Origin of the sequence: Streptomyces sp. LUP47B (assembly GCF_001746295.1) — a bacterium.
In the GTDB taxonomy this organism is placed as follows: domain Bacteria; phylum Actinomycetota; class Actinomycetes; order Streptomycetales; family Streptomycetaceae; genus Streptomyces.
Window position 1 is genome coordinate 571,588 of sequence record NZ_MJAH01000003.1, and the last position, 11,779, is coordinate 583,366.

Below are 11,779 nucleotides of genomic sequence, written 5' to 3' on the forward strand. Positions count from 1 at the left end.
CGAGGCTCCCGCCAGGTGAAGGTGCGTGCCACCGCGACACCGCTGTAGCGTGCAATGTGTCGGGCGGGAAACCGGCAGAGGCGGGCAACGGTGGCATTTCCGGCGCACGACGCAGAGCACGCGACGCAGGCAGGGCTGCTCGGGCGGCAGAGCGAATGTGCCTTCCTCGGCAAAATGATCAAGGCGGTCCGGGCCAGGGAGAGCCGCGCACTCGTCGTCCACGGCGCGCCCGGCGTCGGGAAATCGGCGCTGCTCGCCCATGTGATGGACACGGCCACCGATCTGCGTGTGCTGCGCGCCGTCGGGATCGAATCCGAGCGGGAACTCGACTTCGCCGCCCTGCACCAACTGTGCGCTCCGCTGCTCGACCGGCTGAACCACCTGCCTGCCCCGCAGCGCGGCGCGCTCGAGACGGTGTTCGGGGTGCGGGCGGGGGCTCCGCCCCCACGCCTTCTGGTGGGCCTTGCGGTGCTCGGTCTGCTTTCGAACTCCGCGCTGGAACGCCCCTTGGTCTGTGTCGTCGACGACGCGCAGTGGATGGACCGCGTCTCGGCGCAGGTGCTGGGCTTCGTCGCCCGCCGGCTACCGGTGGAGTCGGTCGTCCTGGTCTTCGGCACCCGCGAGCGGGCCCAGGAGCTGCACGGTCTGCCGGAGTTGGAGGTCACCGGACTCAGTGACGCCGACGCCCACATGTTGCTCGACTCGGTCACGCACGCTCGGTTCGACCAGCAGGTCCGCGACCGGATCGTCGCGGAGACCCATGGCAATCCCCTGGCCTTGTTGCAGCTGCCACAAGGGCCGGCCGTCGGCGAGGCGGCCGGGGGCTCCGGGCTGGTGCACGCCGACAGCGTGCCGGGCCGGATCGAGCAGAGCTTCATGAGCCGAATCGCCGAACTGCCCCGGCAGACATGTCTGTTGCTGCTGGTCGCCGCCATCGAGCCGGTCGGTGACCCGGCCCTGGTGTGGCGTGCCGCCGGCCGACTCGGTGTGACCCCGGAGGGGGCCCTGGCCGGTGGCACACACGGGCTGTTGTCGTTCGACGTACGCGTGACGTTCCGCCACCCGCTCGTGCGGTCGGCCGTGTACAGGTCGGCGACGGAAGAGGATCGCCGAGCGGTACACCTCGCCCTCGCGGAGGTCACCGACCCGCAGGCGGACCCGGATCGCCACGCCTGGCACCTCGCGTCCGCCGCCACCGAGCCCGACGAGAGCGTCGCCGGCGAACTGGAGCGGTCCGCCGACCGTGCACAGGCGCGCGGTGGGCCGGCCGCCTCGGCGGCGTTCCTGCAACGCTCCGTCGCGCTGACCGTCGACATCACACGGCGGGCGGACCGCGCCGTGGCAGCCGCGGCCGCCACCCTTCAGGCGGGCGACGTCGAAGGCGCACGCAAACTCGTCGACATTGCGGACACCGATGCCCGGACCGAGTTCCAGCGCGCGCGATGCGACCTCGTTCGCGGCCGGATGGCTCTCGCGGCCGGGGTCGACAACGAGGCGCCGCGTCTCCTGCTGCGGGCCGCGCAGCGGCTCGAACCGTTCGACGCGGTCCTCGCGCACGAGACCTGTCTGATCGCGTGGGGCGCGGCGGCGTTGATCGCCGCCGACGCGGACAGCCTGGAGCTGGTCTCCCGCGCGATGAAGGAACTTCCGCCCGCCGAGGGCGCTCCGCACGCCCTCGATCTCGTGATCAAGGGGTGCGCCCTGCTCGTCACCGACGGCAGGGCCGCCGCCGTTCCCGTACTGCGGCGGGCTGTGACCGAACTGGCGGACCTGCCCGCGCGCGACGTCCTGAAGTGGGGCTGGGTGGCCAACTGCGTGAGTGCGGTCCTCTGGGACGACGAGATCCTGCGCGTCATGTACAGCCAGGCCGTCGAGGTGGTCCGGACCGCCGGCGCCCTGACCGAACTCCCGCTGTACCTGGCCTCGCTGGGGATGGCGACCACCTGGGCCGGGGACTTCGACGGTGCGGCGGCGATCGTCGCCGAGGCCGACGCCGTGGCCGCGGCGACCGGCGTTCCCATCGCGCCGTACGTCAGGCTGCGGCTCAGCGCCCTGCGGGGCCGGGGCGCCGAGGCCGAGGCCCTCATCGCCGACACGATCGAAGTGGCGGGCGCGGGGGGCCAGTTGAAGGGGGTCGCCGGCGCGCAGTGGGCGGCCGCGGTCCTCTACAACGGTCTCGCCCGCTACGAACAGGCGATGTCGGCGGCCCGCGCCGGTACGCGGACGGCGGAGCTGTGGGTCTCGGTGTGGGTGCTGCCCGAACTCGTCGAGGCCGCGGTGCGTGTCGGTGACGAGGAAACCGCTCGCGGCGCACTCGAACGGCTGGCGGAGGCGGCGGAGGAATGTGAGACCGACTGGGCGCAGGGAACGCTGGCCCGGTCCCGGGCGCTGCTGAGCCAGGGAGCGGCTGCGGACCGCCTGTACCGTGCGGCGGTCGAGCGCCTGGGCCGGACGCGGCTGCGTCCCGAACTCGCGCGTGCCCACCTGCTGTACGGGGAATGGCTGCGCCGTGAGCGGCAGCGGGTCCAGGCCCGTGAGCAACTGCGCACGGCGTACGAGATCTTCGTGTCCATCGGGATGGAGGCGTTCGCCGAACGGGCCCGCCGCGAGCTGCTCGCCACCGGGGAGTCCGTCCGCAAACGCACGACCGAGGCGTCGTCGAGTGACGAACTGACGCCGCAGGAACGGCAGATCGCGCTGTTGGTGCGGGCCGGCCTGTCCAACCCCGAGGTCGGAACGCGGCTCTTTTTGAGCCCGCGGACGGTCGAGTGGCATCTGCGGAAGGTCTTCACCAAGCTGTCGATCACCTCCCGCAGGCAGCTGCGGGACGATCTGCCGCACGGCGAGTTGGCACCGGAGTGGGGCTTCAAGGGATGAGTTGCTGGCCGCCGTCCACGTCGTAGGTCGCCCCCGTCAGCGCCGTGTTGGTCATCAGGTGCAGTGCGAGTGCCGCCACGTCCTCGGGTCCGACGACGCGCCGGATGGGCAGTGTGGCGCGCAACTGCTCCCGGCGGGACTCGATCTCGTCGCCGAGGAGGTGTGCCGACAACGGCGTGTCGACGAACCCGGCGGCGATCGCGTTGACCCGCATAGGGGCGAGTTCGAGGGCGGCGTTCGCGACGATGGCGGGCAGTGCGGCCGCCGCGACGGCCGCGATGCTCAGACCCACACCGGGACGACGGGCGTGCGTGCCCGTGATGTACGTCAGTGATCCGCCGGGACGGACACGGCTCGCGCACTCCCGGGCGATGCGCAGCGACCCCAGGACGTGTTCGTCCAGCACACTCCGGGCTTGATCGAAGTCCATCTCGAGGATCGGGGCGTAGACGGGGCCGCCGCCACCGACCAGTACGTGGTCGACGGGCAGGGGCAGCTCGGTGAAGAACCGGCGCAGGCCCTCGGTGTCACTCAGGACGAGTGTGGCGGCCAGCGCCCCCAACTCGTCCCGGGCGGCGTCGAGCCGTCCTTGATCACGACCGGTGAGGATGAGTTTCGCCCCGGCCGTGTGTGCCTGACGGCCGGTCTCCAACCCGATGCCGGAGCTGCCGCCGATGACGACCACGGTGCTTCCCGAGAGATCGTTCACTGCTTCCTCCTCGCGCGGTCACTGCCTGCTTCGGTTGAGTCCCGGCCGGTGATCGGGAACGCGGCGACCTCGGCGGAGAACCGAGTGGTGGTCGTGACCAGGCGGTCGCCGCGTCCAGCATCGGACGGCCGGGCGAACGCTCGCGCCTGTGAAGTTCCCTGGTCGTGTGCCGGCCAGTGAGTTCCACGGGCGCGACGAAACGGGGTCGTCCCCCACTGTGGTCCTGTGTTGTCCGTCGGGCCACTACGCAGGCGGGCAGGGCGGTGCGGTGCTGACCCGGTTGCCCCACGTGGGGCCAGTGCACCAGTGGGCCCCCCGGCCGGCCGGTCACGGGGCGATCGCTTCGTACGACACGACGGAAGAGGGCCATCATGAGCGTGCCGGGCAGGAAGGTCGCTGTCATCACGGGTGCCTCGCAGGGCATCGGTGCGGCCCTGGTCGAGGCGTACGGGAAGCTCGGTTACGGCGTCGTGGCGACATCGCGGAGCATCGCCCCCGGACCGGACCCGGATGTCCTCGCGGTCCGGGGCGACATCACCGACCCCGCGGCAGCTGAGCATGTGGTCGCGGCCGCGATCGAACGGTTCGGCCGCGTCGACACCCTGATCAACAACGCCGGTATCTACATCGCCAAGCCGTTCACCGAGTACACCCGGGCGGACTACGAGGCCATCACCGGCGTGAACCTGGCGGGCTTCTTCTTCGTCACGCAGCTGGCCGTCGCGCAGATGCTCCGCCAGGGGAGCGGTCATGTCGTCCAGATCAGTACGAGTCTGGCCGACCACGCCAACTCCGCGGTGACCGCGACGCTGGCCTCCTTGACCAAGGGTGGACTGCAGTCCGTCACCCGTGCTCTGGCCATCGAGTACGCGGCCCGCGGCATCCGCAGCAACGCGGTCTCCCTGGGCGTGATCAGGACGCCGATGAACTCGGACGCGGACGACGGCTCCCTCGCCCGCAGTCATCCCCTGGGCAGGATGGGTGAGGTCGGCGACGTCGTCGACGCGATCGTCTACCTGGAGAACGCCCCCTTCGTGACCGGCGAGATCCTCCACGTCGACGGCGGCCAGAACGCCGGCCACTGAACCGCTCGGTCAGGTGACGGCGGCTGCCCTCAGGCGGAGGAGCCGACGGCATCGCCTCCGTGCCCGGTCGTGAGGTGGGCCCGGACCGCGGTCGCCGCCATGGCGGTGATCACCGCCACCCAGACCAGTGCGCCGACCCAGATCTCCCATCGGCCCAGCGTGGTCATCCACGACGTTCCGGTCGCGCGTCCCAGTTCGTGGGTGGTGACCCCGTACATGCCGATGGGGAACACCAGGTTCCACCAGCCGAATTCGTAGCGGAACGGAACCTTGCGCACCACGTGCCGCCAGACGCCCAGCGCGAGCAGCAGCGGGATCAGCCAGGTGGAGAACGACCACAGGACCACCGACGTGCCGGCGATGACAGGACGCGACAGCAGCATGTTTCCTGAGGGCAGTGAGAGCAGCCTCGTTCCGGCGAGCACCGTGATCGCCGCCGCCCCCATGAAGATCCAGGACGAGGTCATGAGGCTTCGTGGCTCGACCGGTCGCGTCAGGAGCCTGCTCAGGACCATGCCGGCGATCAACAGGTACTGCACCAGTCCGATGCCCCAGCAGACCAGGGCAAGGACAGGCAGTTGCCGGCCCGACACCTGCTGGGCCAGAGCCGCCGCCGCCAAGGCCACCGACTCCGACCCCACGGCCCACAGGAACCAGGCGCCGTTGACGTGGTCGAGCGACGGGTTCCGCCGGACGCCGGCGATCAGTCCCAGGGGAATTGCGTAGCCCAGCAGCAGCCACCCCACCGCTCCGAACGCCAGGAACGCGCCGGCCGCCGCCGTATGGCCGTCCGGTGCGAGGCGGGCGGCCATCACGTCGGCGGCGATGACGATCGTGAGGAACGAGAAGCCGCGCGGCCCGACGAAGTCCGCGACGATGCGCTCCCGCCGGCGCAGCAGACGCCAGGCGTAGGCGGGCAGCAGCACCGCGCAGCCGATCAGGCCGACCACCAGGAGAACGGCGGAGGCGGTGTGCGCGCCGTTGATGTTCAGGCCGGTCGAGACGATGCCGGTGCCCATGACGAACGCGAACGCCCCCGCGTTGAGGTCGGCGACCGCGGAGGACACACGCGCCAGGAATCCGCGCGAGGGCGGATCCGATCGCGCGGGGTCCGCGCGGGCCAGCCACTCCGCGAGGACGGCGACATGGCCGCCGTGCGGGTCCTCGGCGGAGGTCAGCAGGGTCAGTCTGGTGTGTTCGGCCAGGTCGCGCAGATGGTTCGCCGCCTGTCGGTGCTCAGGATCCTCCAGCTCGGCGAGATAGCGGTGGCGGAACTCCGAGTATTCCAGGGGGTCTTGGCTGTAGCTGCGCTGCAACGCGGCCGAGGGTGCGACCGTGCTCAGCCATTCGTCGAGACGCGCTGCCTCTTCGCTGATGTCCTGCGGCCAGACGCGGTCGACGAGCACCCGGGTGCCGTCCTCGACGGGCGTCTGTTCGTAGACCGTGCGACAGGTCACCTGCTTGGCCATGACGTACCTTTCCCGGACACGGCCTGGAGACGGCCGAGAAGTCACACCGGTTCGACAACAGGAACACCGGGCGGGATCACCTCGTCGCGGTGAGGTACGGCGGTCCGGACGCCGGGCGGCCGCATCACGCAGTCCGGTCGCCAACCACCGTCTCGCTCGACACCCGGCCCCGCAACTCGTACGGTCCCTGGCCGACGTGCGGCCAGGGACCGCCTGAAGCGACCGCCCGCACGACCGGACTCCGTGTCGCGCGTGCGCACCGACACCCTCCGGAGGCTGGACACCTGCTGGTGGACGATCGGACCAGTCGTCCTCGGCACGTTTCACCAGCGTCGCGAGTTCGACGTCGAGCGGGGGGCCGGTCGGTGAACGGGAAGTCGACGCCCAAGTACCCGAGCAGCAGGTCGTCCGCGAGGCGTCGGGTTTCGAGGACCCGGTGCGCGACTGTTATGCCGAGCAGTTGCGAGTCGCAGTACTGGGCGATGCCCTTGTGTCGGACGCTGTGAGCCCGGGCCACGGTCCCGGCCGTCTCGCGGCAACAGGGTGGCGTGCGGCGCGCGGACCGACGTACCCTCGCCCCGTACCGCACCACATGGCGGCCTCCAGCGCACACCCCAAAGACCCGGAGGTCCCCGCATGCCCGCGCTCACGGTGCGCCCCTTCCGCCGCGACGACCGCGACCAGCTCACCGACCTGGTCAACGCGCATGTATCCGCCGTCGTCCCCGGTGTCTCGGTCTCGACGAACACGGTGCTCAGCGCCCTGGAGCGGCGGCCCGACGAGTTCATCACCGACCCGTGGGTGAGTGAACGCGTCACCCTCGTCGCCGAGCAGCGCGATCACGTGATCGCCGCCGCGCATCTGCTGCGCTACCGGTCAGGGCCGGACGTCGGTGAGTCCTACCGGGAAGTCGGGGAGATCGACTGGTTTCTCTGCCATCCGGCGGCCTCCTTCCGGCAGGGTACCGACGAGGCCGCCGACCTGCTGATGGGCGCCTGCCTGGCCCAGCTCGCCCGGTGGAACGTACGGGTCCGGTACGCCGGCGGAGAGGTGCCCGCTCCCGGGGTGTACGGCCTGCCCCACACTTGGCCGCACATCCGTGCCGCCTTCGAACGCGCGGGCTTCAGGCATGTCGGCGACACGGAGGTGATCCTGATCGCTCGGGTGCCCGACCTGCCGCCCGCCGAGGCCCGCCCGGGCATCACCGTCCAGCGCACGCTGGGGGAGTGCGGCACCCGTCTCACGGCGTACGCCGACGGGCGCGCCCTTGGCTTCATCGAGGTCGACACCTCCCTGGCCCGCCCGGAGCGGCACGCCCGCGCCGCCGGCCTCGCCGACATCGGCAACCTGCACGTCGACCCGGGCGCGTACGGCCTGGGCCTGGAGCACTGGCTCCTGGCCCAGGCCGCCGACTGGCTGCGCCTGTGCGGGGCCGACCGTCTCCTCGCCTACGAAGCCGCGAGCGACCAGACGGCGATCGCCTACCTGACCTCGGCCGGCTTCCGTGAACTGACCCGCACCGACCGCCGCTGGGAGCACCTGCCGGGGTGAGATCGGCTCGCTGGCCGGTACCGGATCGGACCCCGGCCGGTGATCGTCAGGCGCGGTCGTGGAGTGTGACCTGGTAGCCGTCGGGGTCGGCGAAGGTGAAGGTCCGACCGAAGGGGCCGTCGATCGGTGCGGAGACGATGGTGTGACCGTCGGCGGCGAGCGCGTCGTGGATGGCCTGGACGTCGGTGGCGTGGAGCCAGATCGCGACACCGATGCCGGGCTGAGCGACGGATGCGAGATCGGTGCCGGGAATGACGTCGCGGAGTGCGAACGCGATCGGCTTCGTCTCGAAGACGACGGCGTGCGGAGGTCCGGTGGGTGAGCGGACCAGGCCCAGGTACTGCTCGTAGAACGCCTGCGAAGCGTCGAGGTCGCGCGCTTGGAGTGAGATGAAGTCGGGACCGGTGGCGGGCATGACGCTGCTCCTTCTGCTCATGTCAGTTTTCTGACACAGGTCAACCTATGTCAGAATGCTGACATGAATCAAGACGGTGTCGATCTCGAGACGTCACTGGGCTACCTGTTGAAGGAGGCGTCGAGCGCCCTCCGCGCGGCCATGGAGGAGGTGCTGCGACCGCTCGGGATGAACGTGACGCGCTACTCCTGCCTCGAACTGCTGGCTCAACGACCGGGCTTGTCGAACTCCGAGCTCGCACGGGGCGCGTTCGTGACACGGCAGTCGATGAACGTGCTGCTCCAGGCTCTGGAACGAGAGGGCTACGTGACCAGGCCCACGGAGGCACCCGTCGGAAAGGTTCTTCCCACGCGGCTCACGCCTCGCGGCCGACGGAGCCTCGAGAAGGCGACCGTGGCGGTCCGCTCCGTCGAGGTCAGAATGCTGGCCGGCATGACCGAGACCGAGCAGTCAGACGCGTTCCGGAGCCTGCGGAGCATGATCCATTCCTTGCGCGAGAGCAACGACGGTACATAGCTCGTTCCCCGGCGCAGGTCTCGTGGAGATCTTCCGGGAGGCTTTCCCGTTCCACTGCCGCAGGTTCGTCTCGTCCGATACTGGCTGGAAGCGTCGAGCCGTGATCAGGCGGCCGGCCCACCCGGTGGCGCCCGGGCCGCCACCGGCGGGTGCGGGCCGTCAGCAACCGGTCAATTGTCGATCCCGTACATGTCGGCCTGGCCGTTCGACGCGGTCAGGCCGCTGTGCACCGGAGCTTTCCCCGACGATGCTGATGCGTCAGCTCAATGTCTCGGCCTTCGACGCCGGGGACATGAGGGGTGACCAGACCGTCGGCCTAACGTGGTCGGCCGACTCCGCGTAGCCGATGCAGGGGCGTTGGTCGAAACGGTGACCGCCACGAGCGCCAGACCATGGTGCCGTTGCTGCCCGAATTCGACCCAAGCGCAGCGCAGGCGACCCCCGTCCATCGCTGACCAAACCCGCTCGGTGAGCCCCGTCAGCCGGACATGGCAACGACGTGTTTGCCGATGGCACCGCCCCGTTCGAACGCCCGGTGGGCTGACGCGATGTCCGCCAAGGGGTACACGCCGGCCACGACGGGGCGCAGCGCGCCGAAGGTGACCTGGTCGGCCAGGTCGTGCAGGAGGGTGCTGTCGGGATTGGCGCTGAAGGTGCGCACGCGGCGGGCTCCGTGCACCGTGGACGCGGCGATCGCGGCCAGAACGGGACCCGAGAGAGCTACGGTGACCATCCGGCCGCTGTCCGTCAGGCGCCGGCGGTAACGGCTCAGGTCGGAGCCGACCGTGTCGACGATGACGTCGAACGTCCCGCTCTGCTCAGGGGTGGTGTCGCCGTAGTCGAGGACCTGGTCGGCGCCCAGGTCGCCGAGGGCTTCGGCGTGACGGGCGCGGGCCAGCGCGGTGACGTGGCCACCCATGGCATGCGCCAACTGCACGGCGGCCGTACCGACTCCGCCGGCCGCGCCCCGCACGAGGACCCGTTCCCCCTTCACCAACCGCACGGAGTCCCGCAGTGCGATCAGCGCCGTCGCGCCCCCGACGACCAGGGAGGCCGCGTCCACCGGCGACAGGCCCGCCGGGGTGGAAGCGATGCGGCCTGCGGGGACCACGACGTACTCGGCCGCCCCGGCCGTCGTGTGCCGCTGACGGGGGTGCACCATGCCCCACACCTGGTCCCCAACCCGGTAACCCTCCACGCCGCTTCCGGTCTCGGCGACCTCGCCCGCGAAGTCCAGCCCGGCAGCGATGGGAAACCGGCGTCCCGACACCATGCGCACCTGGCCGGAGCGGACGAGCACGTCATGTCCGTTCACGCTGGACGCCCCGACCCGCACCAGCACCTCGCCCGGGCCGGGAACGGGCCGCTCGATGTCATTGACGTGCAGGACGTCCGGTCCACCGAAGCGGGTGATCTGAGCGGATTCCATGAGCGTTCCTCACTCGGGGGTCGGTTGCGTGCCACCGAGCCTGGCCCCTCCTCGCGACATCGTGGTCGTTCGGCTTTTCCTGGGACTGGCAGACCCACCCTTGTGGGCCGCTCCAGCGGCATACTGACGCCGTGACAGACGAACCCCGGCGCCAACTGGCCGACTTCCTGCGCACCCGCCGCACCCGGCTGCACCCACGGGACGTCGGCCTGGAACCTGGCCCGCGGCGCCGCGTCGCCGGACTGCGCCGTGAGGAGCTGGCCCTGCTCGCCGGGGTCAGTGCGGACTACTACCAGCGCATGGAACAGGGACGCGACGTACGGCCCTCGCAGCAGGTCCTCGACGCCCTCGCCCGCGCCCTCAACTTCTCCGCCGAGGAGACCCGGCACCTGCACAGCCTCGCCGCCGCCGCGCGCACCCCGGCCCGGCCCCCGCGACCGTACGGGCCGGAGGAAGTACCGCCCACCACGCTGCGGTTGCTGCACACGACGACCGCGCCCGCGATGGTCGTGGGCCGCTTCCTCGACGTACTGGCCTGGAACCCGCTGGCAGGCTCCCTGCTGGGGGCGTTCACCCAGCTGCCACAGGCCGAGCGGAACCTGCTGGGTCTTCTGCTGCACCCCGAGGCCGACCACGCGTGCCCGGAGCGGGCGGCCACCGTCGCCGAACTGACCGGGATGCTGCGCGCCCAGGTGGCCGCCGACCCCAGCCACCCGCGCGGCGCGGAACTCGTCGGCGAACTCGCGGTACGCAGCCATGAGTTCGCCACCCTGTGGGCCCGCCACGACATCGAGGAAGTCACCCGCGGCCGCATGCGTGTCAACCACCCACTCGTCGGCGAACTGAACCTGGACTGGGACGCCTACCCGATACCCGGCGCCTCCGGCCCGGTCCTCATCGTCCTCACCGCCGAGGACGGCAGCCCCGACACCGAGCGGCTCCGACTGCTCGCAGGTCTGCTCGACACCCAGGAATCCGGCGCGCAATCGGCGTCCCGCCGGCCTCTTTGACACGCACGCCTGCGCAACGGCGCCCACGGCCGCGGCCGTACGGGATCGGGTCTTCGCTTGCGTTTCGGAGCTCCGGGTGCGGAGTCGTCCGGGGTTTTGCAGTTTTACCGAACGTTCGGTAAAGTATCAACCATGGGACGGACCGCGAGTGTCGACGATGAACGGATCCATGCCCGGCTCGCCGAGGTCTTCCGGGTCAACGGGTACGCCGGAGCATCGCTCTCCGACCTGTCACGGGCGGTAGGGCTGCAACGCGCGAGCCTCTACCACCGTTTCCCCGACGGCAAACCCGCCATGGCGGCCGCCATGCTCACGAGCCTTGGAGCCCGGTTCGGCGAAGTCCTGCAGCCACTCGCCTCGGAGTCGGACGTCGCCGAAGGCGTCGCCGAGATGGCGCGGCGGATGGCGCTCTTCTACGACGACGGTCGCATGGCCTGCGTCCTCGACACGATGACACTGCTCGGGGCGCCGGAGGACATCAGGGCCCATGCCGGCCGCCTCGCTCGAACCTGGCTCCAGGCCATGGCCGACGCCGCCGCCCGGGCGGGCGCGAGCGAAAAGGACGCTCAGAACCGGGCCCGTGCGGCGCTCGTCCGCATCGAGGGTGCCCTGGTGGTGGCCCGCGTCCTGGACGACCCTTCCGTTTTCGAGCAGGTCCTCGGCGAGCTGCCCGACCTGCTCGCACCCGACCTGCTCGCACGCTGATCAAGGAGGCACG

10 protein-coding genes are annotated in these 11,779 nt (G+C 70.7%); 6 read left to right on the forward strand and 4 right to left on the reverse strand.

Features of this window, described 5'->3' with window-relative positions; all coding sequences use genetic code 11:
* Positions 1 to 90 precede the first annotated feature (90 nt).
* The gene (locus tag BFN33_RS13090; RefSeq protein ID WP_069760119.1) at positions 91 to 2,877 is read left to right on the forward strand and encodes an AAA family ATPase; all 2,787 of its coding nucleotides are present in this window, start codon (positions 91 to 93) and stop codon (positions 2,875 to 2,877) included.
* On the opposite strand, the gene BFN33_RS13095 is transcribed toward BFN33_RS13090, so the two are convergent.
* Entirely contained in the window at positions 2,867 to 3,586 is a 720-nt protein-coding gene (locus BFN33_RS13095) for an SDR family oxidoreductase (RefSeq protein WP_069760120.1), read from the reverse strand. The two genes, BFN33_RS13090 and BFN33_RS13095, sit on opposite strands and share 11 nt — an antisense overlap.
* Before the next feature lie 371 nt (positions 3,587 to 3,957).
* Between BFN33_RS13095 and BFN33_RS13100 the strand changes: the two genes are divergently transcribed.
* Entirely contained in the window at positions 3,958 to 4,671 is a 714-nt protein-coding gene (locus tag BFN33_RS13100; RefSeq protein WP_069760121.1) for an SDR family NAD(P)-dependent oxidoreductase, read from the forward strand.
* A gap of 29 nt (positions 4,672 to 4,700) precedes the next feature.
* Here BFN33_RS13100 and BFN33_RS13105 read toward each other — a convergent pair whose 3' ends face one another.
* Positions 4,701 to 6,140 carry a DUF488 family protein gene (locus BFN33_RS13105; protein ID WP_370743278.1) on the reverse strand — a complete coding sequence of 480 codons (1,440 nt, stop codon included), beginning with the start codon at positions 6,138 to 6,140 and terminating at the stop codon, positions 4,701 to 4,703.
* 636 nt (positions 6,141 to 6,776) lie between these two features.
* Between BFN33_RS13105 and BFN33_RS13110 the strand changes: the two genes are divergently transcribed.
* The gene (locus BFN33_RS13110; protein ID WP_069760122.1) at positions 6,777 to 7,691 is read left to right on the forward strand and encodes a GNAT family N-acetyltransferase; all 915 of its coding nucleotides are present in this window, start codon (positions 6,777 to 6,779) and stop codon (positions 7,689 to 7,691) included.
* A 46-nt stretch (positions 7,692 to 7,737) separates the two neighbouring features.
* Here the strand turns inward: BFN33_RS13110 and BFN33_RS13115 are convergent, their stop codons facing one another.
* Positions 7,738 to 8,106 (reverse strand): VOC family protein, encoded by a 369-nt coding sequence (locus tag BFN33_RS13115; protein WP_069760123.1) that lies wholly within the window; start codon positions 8,104 to 8,106, stop codon positions 7,738 to 7,740.
* A 63-nt stretch (positions 8,107 to 8,169) separates the two neighbouring features.
* Between BFN33_RS13115 and BFN33_RS13120 the strand changes: the two genes are divergently transcribed.
* The gene (locus BFN33_RS13120) at positions 8,170 to 8,622 is read left to right on the forward strand and encodes a MarR family winged helix-turn-helix transcriptional regulator (protein WP_069760124.1); all 453 of its coding nucleotides are present in this window, start codon (positions 8,170 to 8,172) and stop codon (positions 8,620 to 8,622) included.
* Positions 8,623 to 9,100: 478 nt separating this feature from the next.
* Here BFN33_RS13120 and BFN33_RS13125 read toward each other — a convergent pair whose 3' ends face one another.
* Complete coding sequence (locus BFN33_RS13125) at positions 9,101 to 10,051, reverse strand: NAD(P)-dependent alcohol dehydrogenase (protein WP_069760125.1); 951 nt, start codon at positions 10,049 to 10,051, stop codon at positions 9,101 to 9,103.
* Positions 10,052 to 10,182: 131 nt separating this feature from the next.
* On the opposite strand from BFN33_RS13125, the gene BFN33_RS13130 reads away from it, so the two are divergent.
* Together BFN33_RS13130 and BFN33_RS13135 are read left to right on the forward strand one after the other, a co-directional pair.
* Positions 10,183 to 11,061, forward strand: a complete 879-nt coding sequence (locus BFN33_RS13130; RefSeq protein ID WP_069760126.1) for a helix-turn-helix transcriptional regulator — start codon at positions 10,183 to 10,185, stop codon at positions 11,059 to 11,061.
* Between the two features lie 132 nt (positions 11,062 to 11,193).
* Positions 11,194 to 11,766 carry a TetR/AcrR family transcriptional regulator gene (locus tag BFN33_RS13135; protein WP_069760127.1) on the forward strand — a complete coding sequence of 191 codons (573 nt, stop codon included), beginning with the start codon at positions 11,194 to 11,196 and terminating at the stop codon, positions 11,764 to 11,766.
* Positions 11,767 to 11,779: the final 13 nt, after the last annotated feature.

Coding starts and splice junctions, on each gene's coding strand:
- BFN33_RS13100 (WP_069760121.1), top strand. CDS start 3,958: ATGAGCGTGCCGGGCAGGAAGGTCGCTGTCATCACGGGTGCCTCGCAG.
- BFN33_RS13105 (WP_370743278.1), bottom strand. CDS start 6,140: ATGGCCAAGCAGGTGACCTGTCGCACGGTCTACGAACAGACGCCCGTC.
- BFN33_RS13110 (WP_069760122.1), top strand. CDS start 6,777: ATGCCCGCGCTCACGGTGCGCCCCTTCCGCCGCGACGACCGCGACCAG.
- BFN33_RS13115 (WP_069760123.1), bottom strand. CDS start 8,106: ATGCCCGCCACCGGTCCCGACTTCATCTCACTCCAAGCGCGCGACCTC.
- BFN33_RS13120 (WP_069760124.1), top strand. CDS start 8,170: ATGAATCAAGACGGTGTCGATCTCGAGACGTCACTGGGCTACCTGTTG.
- BFN33_RS13125 (WP_069760125.1), bottom strand. CDS start 10,051: ATGGAATCCGCTCAGATCACCCGCTTCGGTGGACCGGACGTCCTGCAC.
- BFN33_RS13135 (WP_069760127.1), top strand. CDS start 11,194: ATGGGACGGACCGCGAGTGTCGACGATGAACGGATCCATGCCCGGCTC.